General features: G+C 63.8%; 12 protein-coding genes. 5 read left to right on the plus strand and 7 right to left on the minus strand.

The window, feature by feature from the left end; translation table 11 throughout:
* Positions 1-4: 4 nt before the first annotated feature.
* From ACR9Y2_RS17455 to ACR9Y2_RS17480, 6 genes are all read right to left on the minus strand, one after another.
* Positions 5-1,138 (minus strand): amidohydrolase family protein, encoded by a 1,134-nt coding sequence (locus ACR9Y2_RS17455; protein WP_435042775.1) that lies wholly within the window; start codon positions 1,136-1,138, stop codon positions 5-7.
* Positions 1,135-1,587: a secondary thiamine-phosphate synthase enzyme YjbQ gene (locus ACR9Y2_RS17460; RefSeq protein ID WP_435042776.1), complete on the minus strand. Its 453-nt coding sequence runs from the start codon at positions 1,585-1,587 to the stop codon at positions 1,135-1,137. Before ACR9Y2_RS17460 ends, ACR9Y2_RS17455 begins: the two co-directional genes overlap by 4 nt.
* The gene (locus tag ACR9Y2_RS17465) at positions 1,584-2,492 is read right to left on the minus strand and encodes an amidohydrolase family protein (RefSeq protein WP_435042778.1); all 909 of its coding nucleotides are present in this window, start codon (positions 2,490-2,492) and stop codon (positions 1,584-1,586) included. The genes ACR9Y2_RS17460 and ACR9Y2_RS17465 overlap by 4 nt, the downstream gene beginning before the upstream one ends.
* The gene (locus ACR9Y2_RS17470; protein ID WP_435042779.1) at positions 2,473-3,396 is read right to left on the minus strand and encodes a carbohydrate kinase family protein; all 924 of its coding nucleotides are present in this window, start codon (positions 3,394-3,396) and stop codon (positions 2,473-2,475) included. Before ACR9Y2_RS17470 ends, ACR9Y2_RS17465 begins: the two co-directional genes overlap by 20 nt.
* The gene (locus ACR9Y2_RS17475) at positions 3,390-4,529 is read right to left on the minus strand and encodes an SIS domain-containing protein (RefSeq protein WP_435042781.1); all 1,140 of its coding nucleotides are present in this window, start codon (positions 4,527-4,529) and stop codon (positions 3,390-3,392) included. The genes ACR9Y2_RS17470 and ACR9Y2_RS17475 overlap by 7 nt, the downstream gene beginning before the upstream one ends.
* 71 nt (positions 4,530-4,600) lie before the next feature.
* Entirely contained in the window at positions 4,601-6,103 is a 1,503-nt protein-coding gene (locus ACR9Y2_RS17480) for a hypothetical protein (protein WP_435042783.1), read from the minus strand.
* 223 nt (positions 6,104-6,326) lie between these two features.
* On the opposite strand from ACR9Y2_RS17480, the gene ACR9Y2_RS17485 reads away from it, so the two are divergent.
* From ACR9Y2_RS17485 to ACR9Y2_RS17500, 4 genes are all read left to right on the plus strand, one after another.
* Complete coding sequence (locus ACR9Y2_RS17485) at positions 6,327-7,187, plus strand: EamA family transporter (protein ID WP_435042784.1); 861 nt, start codon at positions 6,327-6,329, stop codon at positions 7,185-7,187.
* A gap of 180 nt (positions 7,188-7,367) precedes the next feature.
* Positions 7,368-8,267, plus strand: a complete 900-nt coding sequence (locus ACR9Y2_RS17490; RefSeq protein WP_435042785.1) for a DMT family transporter — start codon at positions 7,368-7,370, stop codon at positions 8,265-8,267.
* Positions 8,268-8,377: 110 nt separating this feature from the next.
* Complete coding sequence (locus ACR9Y2_RS17495; RefSeq protein ID WP_435042786.1) at positions 8,378-9,391, plus strand: diguanylate cyclase domain-containing protein; 1,014 nt, start codon at positions 8,378-8,380, stop codon at positions 9,389-9,391.
* Between the two features lie 4 nt (positions 9,392-9,395).
* A complete protein-coding gene (locus ACR9Y2_RS17500) occupies positions 9,396-10,232 on the plus strand; it encodes a PAS domain-containing protein (protein WP_435042787.1) in 837 nt (278 codons plus the stop codon).
* Here the strand turns inward: ACR9Y2_RS17500 and ACR9Y2_RS17505 are convergent.
* Entirely contained in the window at positions 10,229-12,313 is a 2,085-nt protein-coding gene (locus ACR9Y2_RS17505; protein ID WP_435042788.1) for a WD40/YVTN/BNR-like repeat-containing protein, read from the minus strand. The genes ACR9Y2_RS17500 and ACR9Y2_RS17505 overlap by 4 nt on opposite strands.
* Before the next feature lie 108 nt (positions 12,314-12,421).
* Here ACR9Y2_RS17505 and ACR9Y2_RS17510 point away from each other — a divergent pair, with 108 nt between their 5' ends.
* The gene (locus ACR9Y2_RS17510) at positions 12,422-15,601 is read left to right on the plus strand and encodes a DUF5107 domain-containing protein (RefSeq protein ID WP_435042789.1); all 3,180 of its coding nucleotides are present in this window, start codon (positions 12,422-12,424) and stop codon (positions 15,599-15,601) included.
* The last annotated feature ends 117 nt before the right edge of the window (positions 15,602-15,718 follow it).

Consider the following 15,718-nt stretch of genomic DNA (forward strand, 5'->3'; position numbering starts at 1 on the left):
ACTGCTAAGCGCGCAGCCCCAGCAGCCGTTCCGCGTTGCCGTAGTAGACCTTGCGCAGGACCTGTTCCGGCAGTCCGATGCCGTAGATCCGCCAGCGGCCCTGCGGCGGCACAGGCGCTGGAGCGTAGTCGAAGTACTCGTCTTCCGTCTCCAGGAACCGCGCGTAGATCTGGTAGAGCTCCTCGCAGAAGTACTGCTGCGGGTACTCTTTCCCCTTGGGTGTGGCGTCGGTGCCGAACAGGATGCGGTCCTGATAACGGTCGAAGAACTTTCTGGCTGTGCGGGGCTGGCGGCCCAGTTCCCCGACGCGCGCGCCGATGTCGACGAACATGTTGGGGTATTTGTCGAGCCGCGCCGACACATGGGCCAGGTTTTCGGCGAAGTTGCCGACGTGGAGCACGATGAACTGCGTCTTTGGGTGCCGGGCAATGACGCGGTCGCGCGCGTCCAGCAGTTCGGCATTGCTGGGGAAGTCCTTGCCCCGGAACGACCAGTCGGGATGATTGCCGAGTTCTTCGATGCGCTCGTTGAAGCGGTCGATGGGTTCGAAGAAGGCCAGGGGATCGGAGACGTGGATGGTGACCGGCATCTTGAGGTCGCCGCACGCGGCCCACATGGGGTCGAAGCGCGCGTCGTCCACTTTGACGAGGTGGCCATCCTTGTCGCGGACCGTCAGCCCGAGCATCTTGAGGATCTTCAAGCCGTGCGCGCCATCGGCCTTGGCCTTGGCGATTTCATCGCCCTGGAACTTGGCGTAGCCGGGTTCGTTCACCTTGCTCCACCAGGGTTCAGTGAACGTCAGGAACCGCTTGGGGTGTTTCCTGTCGTATCCGGCCACGGCTTCGCGCAGGCCATCGCCGCGGCCGCCGGTGAGGTTCACCATCATGCGGATGTTGCAGCGGTCCATGACGGCCAGCAGTTCTTCGGGCGTCGCCTGGAACTGCATCTTTTCCCCGCGCGAGAACGAGATGTGGGTGTGGATGTCGATGAGCGGGAAGCGCGGCTTCTGGATGCGCGTTTCGGGCACCGAGAGCATGCTCTTGGGCTGATAGCTGGGCAGCGGCAACTGCGCGTTCTGCTGCGCATGGGCGGCCAGGCAACTGCCGGCCAGGGCGGGGAAGAGGTCCCTGCGTCTCACGCGCCCTCTCCCAACACCTGGATCGCCACCGTACGCGCCAGCGGACCATCGTATTCGACGAAATACACTCTCTGCCGCCCTCCTCTCATCGTCCTGCCGTTTTCGATCGGGAAGAAACACTGCGTGCCACCCAGGATACTCTTCAGATGGTCGCCGGCGTTGAAACCCAAACGTCCATCGTAATCCAGGTAGCGGTTGTGCCAGTAGCTATACTCTCCCGGCGGCGGATCCTTGGGAGCCAGCCGCTCCAGATGCGCCAGTACGTCCCGCTCCAGGCACTCCACGCCTTCCGTCACCAGCAGGCCCGACGAGGTATGCGTCGTCATGGCCATCACCACGCCGTCGCGCACGCCGCTGGCCGTCACCACGCGATCCACCTCGCTGGTGATGTCGATCATCTCCAGGTCGCGCCGCGACTGCACTTCAATGCGTTCCAGTTTAATGATCATGCGCCCACCACTCCCGTGATCGCTTCACGCTCGATGGACAGTCCGTTGCGTTTTCGCCTGGACAGCAGGCGCTCGGCATTGGCGCGGAAGATCAAGTCCAGGCAATCTTCCGAGAAGCCCAGAGACCGCACGGCCCGCGCCATGTTCTTGATTTCCACGCGGGGATAGTTGGAGCCGAAGAGGATCTGCTTGCGCAGGCTGTGTTCGAAGACGCCCAGGGGGATCTGTCTCGACATCACGAAGCTGAGGAAATCCCTGGGATTTTCGAAGTAGAGCGCCGATGTGTCCAGGTGGACGTTGGGGTACTTCAAGGCCAGCGCGACGGCCTCGGTGGTCCAGGGCCAAGCCAAGTGCGCCAGGACGATGTCGAGCCGCGGGAACTCGGCAGCTACGACTTCGAACCGGCCCGGCCGGCCATATTCCAGGCGGCTGCCCGGCTCCCAGCTCATGCCGGCGTGGAACAGGATGGGGATCTCCAACTCCTGGGCCAATTCATAGACAGGGAAGGCTCGCTCATCATCGGGAAAAAACTCCTGCATGGCGGGATTGAGCTTCAGACCGCGCAGGCCGAGGTCCTCGATGGCCGACCGCAATCGCGGCAGGGCATCGCCGCAGCCTGGGTCGACGCTGGCGAAGCCGATGAGCCTGTCGCTCATGGCGCACAGTTCGGCGATCTGCTCGTTCGAATAGACCGTGCCTTTGCCGCTGGACCGCGCATCCATGGCCAGCACGACTGCCTTGCCGAGGCCGGAGGCGTCGAGTTCCAGGTGCAGCGTCTCCAACGGCTGGTAGGTGTTGCCGATGTAGAACCGTTCGCGCGCCGCCGTGTCGAGTTCCGGGTGGCGCCGCACCATCTCGCGCACCAGCACGGGGTGCGTATGGAAATCAATGCCAGGCGAGTTCACGCAGTTTTTCCTCCGCCTCTTCCGCCGATGCCTGGCAGCCGGTGCCGCCGTTGCCCTGGGTGGAGACGCCTCCGCAGACCACCGCGAACCGCAGCGCCTGCACCAGCGTCCGGCCGCCCAGCCAGGCGTGCAGGAAGCCTGCGTCGAAGGAATCGCCGGCGCCGGTGGTGTCGATGGGACGCACTCGCAAGGCGGGCATCTGGATCACCCGCCGGCCTTCCAGCGTCATGCAGCCCCGTTCGCCCAGTTTGGCCACGGTGAGCGTCCGTCCATTCTGCAGGCGCCGCAGGGCCCTTTCCGGATCATCTACTCCGGAGATGCCTGCCAGTTCGACTTCGTTGGGCAGGAAGATGTCGACCTGTTCCAGCGTATCGAGAATGTCCGAACCCCAATCGCCTGACGGATCGCAGCCCGGGTCGAGGGACGTCGTCCACCCTCGCCGGTGGGCTTCCGTGAACAGGCCCAGGCAGCCGGCGCGCAGGCCGCGCTGCAGGAAATAGGACGAGATATGCAGGTGGGTGAAGCCATGCGGCAGGACGATTTCCGAAGCCTTCAGGTTCTCGATGGCGCCGAGATAGGTGATCAGCGCCCGATCCTTGCCCGAACTGATGGAGACGGTGAGGCCGGTGCGCACGGCCGGATCGTGGATCACGGTGGAAATGTCCACTCCGGCGCGGCGCAGGAAATCGCAGCAGAAATCGCCCCAGCCGTCGCAGCCCACCTTGCCTAGAATCGAGACGTCGTCGCCGAGGCGCGCCAAGCCTACCGCGCAGATGGCGGAAGCACTGCCCAGGGTGAGGCACATGTCCTCCACCACGACTTCATGGCCCATCCTGGGGAACTTATTGAAGTCGCGCAGTATCAGGTCCGGATTGAGCTCACCGGCAATGAGGATTCTCACCATTCGCCGTCCTCGACCTTAGTGTGCAGACGGAAGTTCTCCACTACGCGATTGATGACTCCGTCCTTCGACGGAGCGTCCGGCCACAACCCCTCTTCCAGGCACCGGAAGTAGCCCAGCAGTTGGCCCACGAGTGCATCCAATACCGGCGCGTCGTTGTCGTTCACAGCCCCGGCCTCACCAGTCTCAAAAACGGCATCTCCTTCGGCGGCCAAGCCGGCGGGTACCCTTGTTCCTACCAGTAGCTTACGCCCAAGGTGCTTCCGGTTGAGCTCCTGAATCAGGTCACATTCGTAGGCTCGTGCGGTGGCGTCGTTGGAAAGGAAGCACACGACGAGGGTGCGCTCGTCGATGGCGCACATCGGCCCGTGGCGCAAGCCCAGAAATGTATCCGCCGCTGTCATCACGCGTCCGTTGGTCATCTCCAGCGTCTTCAACGCCGCCTCGCGCGCGGCCCCGAACCGGCAGTGGGACCCCAGGAAGACGGCCCGCCGCGACCGCCAGGCGGCCACGAGCTTCAATTGTTCGGCGTTCTCCAGTATGGACGATCCGGCCCTGCTCAAGGCTGCTGCCATGGCGTGGAATCCGGCGGGGTCGGCCAGCCAGCCCAAGGCGCGGGCCGCCAGGACCAGGTTGGTGAAGCTGCTGGTCATCACCAGGCTTCTGTCGTTGGTGCGTTTGTCCAGCACCACCACGCCGGCGCGCGGCTCCTGTCGCAGAAGACGCGCCAGGCGGCCTTCGCGGTTGCAGGTGAGGATCAGGTGCCGCACGTGCTGCTCTTCGCGCAGCAGCAGTTCCACCGCGCCCGCGCTTTCCGGACTGTCACCGGAGCGGGCCAGGGAAACCAGCAGCAAGGGCCGCAGGGGCGGCAGGGCCAGCGCCCCGTGGGTGAGCAGCGCTCCGCCGCCCACCGTGCGCACCGGGTGTCCCAGTTGCTCTTCCAAGGCCGCGTCGACGCACTCGCCGGCGAACTGCGAACTGCCGGAGCCGGTCAGGACCACCGCGCCGCAGCCGTCGAGAAGTTCCTTGAGCCGGCCGGAAGAGGCCATGACGCGCTCCGCCGTATTCCGCCAGATGGAGGGCTGTTGCCAGATCTCCCGTTGTGTGTCGGAGCCCGACCTTGTCGCAAGGTTCATAGGATCTTCCTGCTAATCATGCTAACGAAAGCAAATGAAACTTGCAATTGTTTCGTTTAACTTATTCGAAGTTAGATGTTCTTGCGCCAACGTGCATCGGACCAGCGCATCAGTTGCGCTTCCACCGGCTGACCCAGGGGTTCGGAGGCCCACTTCACCGGCCGCCGGACGCCCGGCCTGAGTTCGAGCTCGGCTTCGAGGCGCACGATTTGTCCTTCCAGTTCCCGAGGGATGGAAAAGGCGCACTGGCGCAGCTTGCCGGCGTAAGGCTGGCCCGGATCGAGTGATCCTTCGGCCTGGAATTTGCCATCCGGCGTGGAGGCTTTCACGCGCAAGACACCCGGGACGCCGGCGACGCCTTCATTGACGATGGCGGTCACCAACTCATAGGCGCCGCGCCGCTTGCGCTGCCACAGCCAGCCGGGGCGGAGGCGGTAGCCCATCCGGCTGCGCAAGCTTTCGAAACCTCGGGGAAAGGCCTTGTGGAATGCGTCCAGGTTGGCGGCCTCGGTCCAGAGGGACCAGTAGTTGCCGCCGACGTTCAGCACATGCCGCATGGCCCGTTCGAGCCGCGGTTGCATCGTGAGTTTGTACTGCCGGTCGTAGCCGTCCTCCATGATGACGGCCTGCCACGGCGGCCGGTTGGCCAGCATGTCGATCTGGATGGGTTCCTCCACCAGGATGCTGTCCGACCGCAGCCACGCGCCGGCGCTGGTGCACATTTCAATCACGCGGCGATTGCCCACGAAGCTGATGTCGGGCTCGGTGTTGACCGCCAGGGGTGTCCGTTTCCAGGCATCCAACTGCTGCCGGGTGAAGTCGACGAAGGTTCGCTCGGCCGTCGGGTAGTCGGGAAAAGGGTTGTGGAGATTCGCCGTGTGGCCTTCGCCCCAATAGCCGTACTGCATGAGGTCGACGAACTCGATGTCGGGGTGGCCGTCGAACCGGGCGGCCAGCAATTCGTTCAATTCCTTGAAGGCTTTACGGAACTCGGGGTGGTCGTAACGGGGCTCGAAGGAATCCTTGGCCTGGCCGTTCGCGCGGTCGCGCCCGATGTTCACGAGGGGGACTTTCTGCCGCACGAACGACGGCATGGCGATGGGCTCGTCCGGAGCGCTGGGATTCGAAAGCTGCACACGGAATGCCACGCGCTGGCCCTTGGCCTTGGCGGCATCGAGGGTGAGTTGCCAGATGGGGTGCAGATCCAGGCGGCCCGCCTGTTTCTGGACGTGCCGCCAGTCGCAGCGGAGGTAGAGGACGTCGACGAAAGGCAGGCTGGAGAGGCGCTCGACGTGTTGTTCCAACGTCTCTTTGCCGCTGCGCGCCGCCAGGGAAGGGCCGCCCTCCTCCCAGGTGTAGCCCATGAGGCCAAGCCCTGGATTCCGGAGCGGGCCTTCATAGGCCGTGGTCGTGGTCAGGGTCATCCAGCCGTCGTCCTGCTCGGCTTCGAAGGGACCCTGATCGAGCCGATCCGCGGCGGCTGGACCAGTCCAGGCGGGCGGCTGCGGGGCCGCGAGCGCGGCTGCGGCGGACGCATTGGTCTGCAGAAACATCCGGCGGGACAATGAGCTCACGTTGATACCTCACGGGCGAGTACGTCCGGGCGGCTATCAGGCTGCCGGACGGGAGTTTCTTTACCTTGTACAAGTTCGGATGCGCCTGTCAATGACAAGTAAACGAAAATGAGAGGGTAGCTTGACAAGGGCTCGGCGGGCATTCGGACAATGAAGGGCCGTCCAGCCCCCGCCCGTCAGCGCTTGACCAGTAACGGCCGGCCCGGCGGCGGCGTACGCACGAATGAAGACCAAACCCTGGCTGCTGTTTGCCCTGATCACCACCCTGTGCTGGGGCGTCTGGGGCGCACTCATCGAGACTCCGGGAAAGGCCGGGTTTCCGGCGACGCTTGGCTATATTGTGTGGGCGTTTACCACCGTGCCCTGCGCGGCCATCGCGCTGCATTTATCCGGTTGGCGGCTGGACCGCCACCGGCGGGCGCTCCTGTTCGGTTCGGCTGTAGGGTTGCTGGGCTCGGGCGGCCAGATCGCGCTGTTCCTGACGCTGAGGACGGCGCCGGCCTATCTTGTCTTCCCGATCGTGTCGCTGTATCCGGTGGTGACCATCCTGCTTTCGCTGCTCGTATTGAAGGAACGGGCCTCGCGCCGCGCCTGGTGCGGCATCGCACTGGCCCTGGCCGCGATCCCGCTGCTGGCCCGGCAGCAGCCAGCCTCGGGTCAGTCCACCGGTTGGTCATGGGTCGCCGGCCCAATCGCCGTCTTTTTGGCCTGGGGGGTGCAAGGGTATTTCATGAAATCGGCCACGGGGTTCATGAGCGTAGAGAGCATCTACTTCTACATGTCGGCCGCGGGGCTATGCCTGATGCCCGCCGCCTGGCTGCTGGCGGATTTCTCGCATCCGGTGAATTGGGGCTGGCGCGGCCCGGGGCTTGCGGCCTGCATCCAGATCCTGAATGCCATTGGCTCGCTCATGCTGGTGTTTGCCATGCGGTATGGCAAGGCGATTATCGTGGTCCCGGTGACTTCGCTGGCTCCGGTGCTCACGATCCTGCTTTCGCTGCTGCTCTATGGCGTGGTGCCGTCGCCGGTCCTGATCACGGGCATGGTGATGGCGGCGGCGGCGATCCTGTTGATGGCGGAGTGACGAGCGCCTGGAACCAACGCTGAAACTGGCGGCTGCATGCTAGACTGATTCCACTCGACCGAGTGGTGACTAGGGTTCCTGCCTGTCCGTGAGGATTGGCGCACGGTCCGAGCGTCACAGAGAGCCGCGCGTGCGGCCTGCACCCGAGGGACAAAATCCCAGAGGCGGACAAGTCGGGCCATGCACCTGTGCCCTGGAGGGATCGCCCCCATGCCCGTCACCGCTCTCTTACTCGTTCTGCTCTCCGGCCTCCTGCACGCCACCTGGAACCTGGCGGCCAAGCGCGCTGCCGCCGGGGCCGACTTTGTCATCCTCTATTCCAGCCTGACCTGCCTCGTCTATGCTCCGGCCGCTGTCTGGTTCTGGCCTGCACTGCCTGCTCATATCGGATGGCAGGGCTGGGGCCTGGTGGCGTTGAGTGGCATGCTGCATGTCGTGTATGGGCTGGTGCTACAGCGGGGCTACCAGGTTGCGGACCTCAGCGTGGTGTATCCCGTCGCGCGGGGCACGGGTCCGCTGCTGTCCAGCCTGGCCGCGGTCGTCCTGTTGGGCGAACGGGTCACGCTGGCGTCGGGCGCCGGGCTGGTGCTGGTGGTGCTCGGGATTCTCGGGCTCTCGCGGCGGGACGCACGCGTCACCTCCGAGCCTGCTGCGCGCCGGCGCGGCCTCCTCTATGGCCTGGCGACCGGTGTGTGCATTGCTCTCTATACCGTGGTGGACGCGACTTCGGTGCGGGTGGTGCGAATGCCTCCGCTGCTGCTCGACTACCTTTCGAATGCCACCCGGACGTTGATTTTGCTACCGATTGTCGTGCATCGCGGGCGGAAGCTGGTCGAGGCCGCGCGCAGCCACGGGCGTGCGGCGCTGGTGGTCGCCGTGCTCGCGCCGATGGCATACATCCTGGTCTTACAGGCGATGCAGACTGCGCCGGTGACGCGCGTCGCGCCGGCCCGGGAGGTCTCGATGCTGTTTGCGGTGCTGCTGGGCGCGGCGGTGCTCGGGGAGCGCCAGGGCCTTTCTCGACTCGTCAGCGCTGCCTGTATTGCCGCGGGCGTCATTACGCTCTCGCTGGGGCGATAGCCGGGTGGTGGCGGCGGCCCGGGCTGGAGCGGGCCTTGGAGTAATCCGAACAGAAGAGTTTCTGGAATTCCTCGCGTCCAGGCCGATGAGGCTTTTGTCATGGCGGACTCATGCCCCTGATCACGCTGAAACGGTACCTCACCAATTCGGAGGACGAAATCGGACTGCGCCGGATCGTCGCCATGCTGGTGCATGGCATGGCCGATCATGCCGTGTGTGCGGATCCGCAGGAGCATGAGGTCTTCCGGCAGGACATGCAGGGTATTCACGAGGCAGCGCAACAGGATTGCAGTCATGACCAGCTGCTGGTCATTGCCGGCGCCGCCATTCACGCCCTCGATAGTTACTCGCTGAGGACCACGCGGGCTATCCGGCGCCAGGATGCGCTGCTGCAGAACATGATCGACATGCTGGCGCAGACGGTGATTGCCATCAGCGGAGGCAGCGAACGGGCTGCCGAGTCCCTGACCGCGATTCGCAGCGACCTGGAGCAGGCCGCGTCTCTGGAGACTGTCCAGAGCCTGAAATCCAGGCTGGGGGAGTGTCTCGTCAAGGTTCGCGATGAAGCGACTCGCCAGAGGCAGGAGAGGGAAGCGGCGATTTCGGAACTCCGGGGGCACCTGCAGCGGGTGCAGTCGCCGGTATTGCAGTTGAAGAATGCCCATTTGGACGCCATCACGAATCTTCCCGACCAGGCGGCCGCCGTGGCTGCATTCGAGGAGGGCCTGAAGACTCCGGGCCGCAAGTACATCCTGACTCTAGTGGTGGGCCGGATGCAGCCCATCAACGCCCGGTTCGGACAGGCGGCCGGTGACGAGATGCTGCGACTGCTGAAGAAGCACGTGCAAACCCAGGTGATGCAGGATGGCGAGCATCTGTTTCGCTGGACCGGTCCGACGCTGGTGGCGTTGCTGCCTCGACAGGAAACGATCGACCAGATCCGGTCGAAGCTGAAGCGCGTGCTGGACGTGCCGCTGCAGAACGAAGTCGACATCGGTGGCCGCACGGTGCTGCTGCCGCTCTCCATTGCGTGGTCCGTGATTGCCCTGATTCCGCCTATCACGAATACCTCGCTGTTCATCAGCAAATTCATCGCATCCCAAACTCCGCTGGACTACTGCTAACGCCATGACGACACAGGAACCGATTGCCCTGCACAACCCCGCGCACCAGCTCCTACTGGAACGCGTGTCCGAACTGGAAGAGCAGGTGGGCAACCTCCTGCGGTTGGAAGACGCGGTGCGCCGCAACTCACTGCTTTTCGAGTCGCTGCTGGCCGGCAGCCGTGACGGCATCACCCTGACAACGGCCGATGCCACGGTGATCCGGGTGGTGAAGTCGATCCTTGGCTACGCGCCGCTGGCGCTTGCCGGGACCTCGATGCTGAACATCACCCACCCTGAGGACCAGCCCGCCATGCTGGCCAGCTACCGGCAGCTCATCGAGCAGCGGGCGGGCGTAGTCCAGCATGAACTGCGGCTGATGAAGCCGGACGGATCGCATGTCTGGGTGGGCGGCACGGTGACCGATATGCTCGACAATCCGAATGTTCTGGCCATCGTCCACAACTACCGGGACATCTCACACCTGAGGCGCCTTGATGCGGTGGCCATGGAGGCGGCGGTGCTGATTGAATCGGTACCGTATACGGTTTTTTCCCAACGCCTGGACGGAGTCATCCAGACCTGGAACCACCGCGCCCAGGAGCTTTTCGCCTATTCCAGCCAGGAGGTTCTTGGACAGCACGTATGGTTGCTGCTGCCGGAGGATCAGCAGGCGCGGGCAGAGGCTGACTGCCGCGCCGTCATCGAAACAATCAGCCCCTCGCAGAAGCTGCGTACGGTTCATATTCATAAAGACGGCTGCCGGATTCCGGTAGACGTGGTGTTGAGGCCCCTGCTGAAGCACGGAGCAGTGCATGCCATTGCGCGCCTCTGCTACCCGGTGACGGATGGGTCCGGCTAACGCGCCGGGCCGTGCCAGACGCCGCCGCCAAAGGTAGAGACGTAGATCATGTCTTTCGCATGCGGGTCGACCGTCACGCGCTGGCCCCATTTAAAGTCGTAGCCGGGGATCCCTTTCCAGGATGCTCCGCGGTCGGCCGATCGCCAGGCGGAGGATTCATACCCGGTCGCATATAGAATCTCGGGCCGAGCCGGGTCCTGGGTGACATCGTAGACGTGCTGGTCCGCGTTGTGAACGTTCTTCCAGGTGGCGCCTGCATCGGTCGAGAGGAAGATGCCTCCGTTTTTGGCCCCTTTGCGGGCCCAGGCCGCCAGATACAGACGGCGCGGATCGCTTTTGTCCACGACAATGCCGTTGGGGCCGTTTACCCCTTCCGGGAGCGCTACGCGCTGCCAGTTTTCACCGCGATCGACTGAGCGGAAGAGCGCTCCATCCCGGTCGTTGCTGATGCTGCCGTCCTCACTGCGCCGGGCTACCACCAGGTATAGGACGCCCTTCTGGTCCTGGGCCAGGCGCCAGGCGAAGGGTTCTTTCTCCGGCAGTCCGGAGCTCATCTTCTGCCACGATGCACCACCATCGTCGGAACGGAACACTCCACGGCCAAAGCCGGCGATATAGAGGCGCTCGTGGTTGTCGCGGTCGATCAGGATGTGTGTCGCCGAAGTCTCGGGTAGCCCGGTCTTCAGGGCATGCCAGGTTTTCCCTCCGTCGTCACTGCGAACCACCCCGCCCTGGAACTTGGAGGGAGAGCGGAAGCGCCACATTTTGGGCCGCGGCAGGTCGTGGGTGTCTCCGGTGACGGCATAGATGCGGTCTTTCACCTGGGGATCGAACTCAAGCCAGTAAGTGGTATTCCACCATTCCTTGGGTATCCCGTGTTCAGTGGCGCTGCGCCAACTTTTGCCCCCGTTCTCACTGGCCATCATGCCGATGTCAGTGACGCTGAGGAACAGGTGATTCGGCCGGAAGGGGTCGAAATGGACTCCATAGTTGGTCGTGACATCCAGCCCGGTGGAGACATACGAGCCGTCGGGCAGCAGTTTGGTGTAGGTGTTCTTCCAGGTTGCCCCGCCATCGGTTGTGCGCAGCGTCCGGCCCAGGTCCGTGCCGTAGGCGAGTTCCGGTTGAGTGGGCGACGCGCCGAGCGTCAGCGGGTGTTCACCCCACCCGGGGCCGAAGCGGTCGCTGACCCAGCCATCGTCGACATTGGGTGCCTTCTGCCGGGACTCGCGCCAGCCCAGGGTCCAGGTGTCGCCGCCATCCGACGTTCGCGCTACGCCATAGCTCTCTCCGTCCTGGTATGAGGCATAAGCCGTGCGCCCATGGCGTTCCGACGCCGCCACGGCCCGCACGGAGCCGCGCATGCTGCTCTTGCGCCAGGACTGTCCGTCCGAAGAGAGAAACAGGCCTTCCTTGGAGGCCCCGTAGAGGTAGACTTGACCGTTTTCGCTGCCGGCTGAGGCGTCGACAAACGCAGGGTGCGGCCAGGTGCCGGAGGCGCCGCCTTCGACGAAGGAAACGCTGTTCGCTGCAATGACATAGACACGATTGCCGGCGCCGTAAACCCGCTTGCCCCGCTCAGGTAAGGGGGCCGCCTGTTCCCAAGTCCTGCCACCGTCTTTCGATGACTTCAGCGCCGTACCCATTGCGGCCCACAGCTTGCCTTGGTGGATGGCCAAGGCGTCGATGGCCGGCTCGGTCCCGGCTACGCGCTCATCGGCGTGGTCGCCATCCGCTTCGATGACCGCATTGGCCGGGTAGACCATGTTCCAGGTATGCCCGCTGTCCGCGCTCCGCCACAGGCCGATCGATTGGGCGTAGGCCACTTTGGGGTCTGAGGGATCGAACAGGAAGAACCTGGCGGGTCCGCGCAAGTTGAACATCTTCCAGCTCTTGCCACCGTCTTCGGTTAAATAGCTGCCGGTCATGTCGCACCCCACCAGCACGCGATTGGGGTCGTGCGGGCTGATGGTGGGATGGAACATGGCGCCGCCGCCACCGGGTCCGACGACGCTCCAGCCAGTGTGCGAGGTGGACACGGGGAGGAGCGCTGCGATCATGAGAAAACGGAAGAAAAGCATATTGTGGGATTTTCGTATTGCTAGCTTTGCTTTTTGTTTCTTACCATGTAGGAGAGGGAGTGTCAAGGAAGCCCGCCAGCGCCTACACTCGGAGTTACGGAGGATCCTGTGAAGCTGTTTCCGTGGGTAGCCGGTTTGATTCTGGGTGGCGTTTCGTTTGCCCAGGTCCAGGTGTCGGAGCAATCGTTGACGCTGCCATCGTCCGTGGAGGGCAGGCCCGACCCCAACCCGCCGTTCGATCAGTTCGCCGGCACTAAGTTCAACTATCCCTACACGCTACGTGACGAAATCACGCAGCGGACCGTGCCTGTGAAGTACCGCTCGGTTGTCCTGGAGAATGAATACCTGCGCTGTACGGTGCTGCCCGACCTGGGCGGCCATCTCTATGGTTGTACGGACAAAACGAACGGGGCCGAGATGTTCTATGCAAACCGGAGCATCAAGAAGGCCAAGGTGAGCTACCGTGGCGCGTGGGCGGCCTTTGGCATCGAGTTCAATTTTCCTGTCTCTCACAACTGGGTCTCGATCTCGCCGGTGCCCTATGCGATTCAACGGCATGCCGATGGCTCGGCCTCGGTATGGGTGTCGAATGTCGACCGGGTGTATGGCATGCAGTGGCGCGTGGAGCTGAAGCTGCGGCCCGGTTCCACTGTGCTGGAACAACACAACTTTCTCTATAATCGCAGCGCGACGCGGCATCGATTTTACTGGTGGACCAACGCTGCTGTGCAGGTCTGGGATGATTCGCGGATCCTGTATCCCCAGCGTTATACGGCGTCGCACGGTTTCAAGGAGATCGACACCTGGCCGGTGAACCACGCCGGCCTCGATCTCAGTGTGATCGGCAATCACACGGCGGGTCCGGTTTCCCAATTCGTGCACGAATCCAGAGAACCCTTTGCCGGTGTATATCATCCGAAGACGCAGGCGGGCGTAATCCACTACTCGCTGCCTTCGCAGGCGCCATACCGCAAGATCTGGGCGTGGGGCGTTGATCCCGATGGGCGGGACTGGCGCAAGGCTCTCTCCGACGATGAATCGGCCTACGTTGAGGTCCAAGGCGGGGTATTCCGGAACCAGGAAACCTATGCGTTCCTGGAACCGCAGCAGACGCTGGAATTCACGGAGTACTGGATGCCGGTGCGGCAGACCGGCGGTTTCCTCCGTGCAAATCTGGACGCCATTATAAATATTGACCGTTCTGGCGGGCAGCCGAAGCTCCTGTGCAACGTGACCCATCCTGCGCCGGGCGCCCGGGTCTCCGTTCGTCAGGGGGCGAAGGTGCTGGCCGACAAGATGGCCGACCTGACGCCGGACCGCGTTTTCACCGTCGAATGGCCGGCGGTTGACGGTAAACTCACGGTCGTTTTGACCGGCCGCGACGGCCGGGTGCTGCTGACGCATACCGAGGACGAGTACGACATGGCACCGGCGGGATCGATACCAATTGGTCCGGTCAAGCCCGCGCCTGAGTCGAAATCGGCCGAGGTCCAGATTCTGGCGGAGGGCCGCGACCGTGAATTGAACGGCGATCGGCTGCGGGCCTGGAGCCTGTATCAGAACGGGCTGGCGCGATTTCCCGAGAACCGTGAGATGAACCTGGCGGCAGGGCGGCTGGCGCTGGATCTGTTCCGGTATAAGGAAGCTGGTGTGTATCTCAAAGCCGCGCAGGCGCTGTTGAGCAACGACCCGGAAACGCACTATCTATTAGGGTTAGCCCTCGCCGAGCTAGGCGACGAACGCGCAGCGAGGACTCAATGGGAGCACGCCATGCTGTTCCCGGAATATAGGCCTGCAGCGGGGATCCAGTTGGGACTGCTCGAGGCCCGGCAGGGCCATCTGCCGGAAGCCCTGGCTTCGATGCGGAAGGCGGGGACGGAGTCGGTCCGGGCCGCGACCCTGGAAGCAGCTCTGCTGAAGAGGCTGGGACGGACGGAGGAGGCGGCCGCAGTGGTCCGCCAGGGGCTGGTTCAGGATCCGGCCAATCCCGGTCTGCGCCTTTTCCAGACAGCGAATGACGAGGCTTGGAAAAGGCTGGCCGCCGATCCGGAGCGCGTGCTGGAAGTTGTTGAAGACTATATGGATCTGGGTTTCTGGCCGGAAGCGCTGGAACTGTTGAGCCGCCAGTATCCCGAGGTGGACGAGACTTGGCGGGAACCGGGCAGCGTCCTGCCGCAGCGGCATGCAATGGTCGCCTACTACCGTGCCTATTGCCTGGAAAAGACGGGGGCAGCGGCCGAACAGGCGTACCGGGACGCAGCGCGTTTGCCGCTCGACTATATCTTCCCGAACCGGCGTTACTCGTTGCCTGCCCTGAAGCGAGCGATTGCTGTAAATCCTTCCGATGCAGGGGCTCAGCTGCTATTGGGTGACCTTCTGATGGCGGCCGGCCAGGTGGACGAAGCGATCGGAGCCTGGCAACTGGCTCGTCAAGGGGCCTCGAAGCCGGCCACGCTGCATCGGAATCTCGGGCTGGCGCTGCTGCGGCTCAAGAACCAGCCGGCCGAAGCCGCCCAAGTGTTGGAAGAGGGCCAGATAGCCGATCCGCGCAATCCGGCCGTCTATGAGGTGCTGGATCAGGCCCTGAGCATCCAGGCGCGCCCGCCGGCGGAGCGGGCTGCCGCTCTGCGGAAATTCCCTGATTTGGCGGGCATGCCCCAGAACCTGGTGATCCGGCTGGCTTTGGCGCTGGCGGCCAGCGGACAAACCGAGGCGGCGGCCAAGCTGTTCGAGGGACGATTCTTTGCACGGGAGGAACTGGGGACGAACGTCCGCCAGGTCTACCTGGAAGTAGAGCTACAACGGGCTCTCGTGTTAGCCCGCGCCGGCAAGACGGACGAGGCGGTTGCGGCGGGCCGCCGGTTCGGGCAGCCGGTGGCCGGTTTGGAGTTTACGAAGGACGGCATGGCCGTGTTTGTAGACAATGCCCGTATCCAATACATTCTAGGTGAGTTGGAGGCGCAGGCCGGACATATGGACGAAGCCCGGGCGTGCTGGCGGAAAGCCGTAGGCCGGGCAGCGAAAGGCTTGGATTATGAGTTCTCCTACGCAGCCCGCGCGGCCGTGAAACTGGGTACGCCGCTGGATCCGCAGTTGCTGGAGAAGCGCCTGGCGCGCAGTCCGGCCGCCACGAATGGCCTGATGGCTTACGGCCACGGGGAGCTGTTGAGGAGCGCGGGCAGGGAAGCTGAGGCAGTTGGGGCGTTCAGGCGGGCGCTGATGTTGGACGACCGCGGGCTGGCGCATCATCTGAGCAGCCTGGCGCTGCGCCCCACGCCGACGGAGTAAGCATAGATAAGTAGAAACTGGCGAAACGAAAGTCCCTTGGCGCAGGCCGATCGCTCTAAGTTAAAGAAGCTTCAGCATTTCTCCGTCGGCGAGCCGGGCTGCGTTTGAGCGGGTGAT

Origin of the sequence: Paludibaculum fermentans, from assembly GCF_051172195.1 — a bacterium.
GTDB classification, from domain to species: Bacteria; Acidobacteriota; Terriglobia; order Bryobacterales; family Bryobacteraceae; genus Paludibaculum; species Paludibaculum fermentans_A.

Coding starts and splice junctions, on each gene's coding strand:
- ACR9Y2_RS17460 (WP_435042776.1), bottom strand. CDS start 1,587: ATGATCATTAAACTGGAACGCATTGAAGTGCAGTCGCGGCGCGACCTG.
- ACR9Y2_RS17470 (WP_435042779.1), bottom strand. CDS start 3,396: ATGGTGAGAATCCTCATTGCCGGTGAGCTCAATCCGGACCTGATACTG.
- ACR9Y2_RS17475 (WP_435042781.1), bottom strand. CDS start 4,529: ATGAACCTTGCGACAAGGTCGGGCTCCGACACACAACGGGAGATCTGG.
- ACR9Y2_RS17485 (WP_435042784.1), top strand. CDS start 6,327: ATGAAGACCAAACCCTGGCTGCTGTTTGCCCTGATCACCACCCTGTGC.
- ACR9Y2_RS17490 (WP_435042785.1), top strand. CDS start 7,368: ATGCACCTGTGCCCTGGAGGGATCGCCCCCATGCCCGTCACCGCTCTC.
- ACR9Y2_RS17495 (WP_435042786.1), top strand. CDS start 8,378: ATGCCCCTGATCACGCTGAAACGGTACCTCACCAATTCGGAGGACGAA.
- ACR9Y2_RS17500 (WP_435042787.1), top strand. CDS start 9,396: ATGACGACACAGGAACCGATTGCCCTGCACAACCCCGCGCACCAGCTC.
- ACR9Y2_RS17505 (WP_435042788.1), bottom strand. CDS start 12,313: ATGCTTTTCTTCCGTTTTCTCATGATCGCAGCGCTCCTCCCCGTGTCC.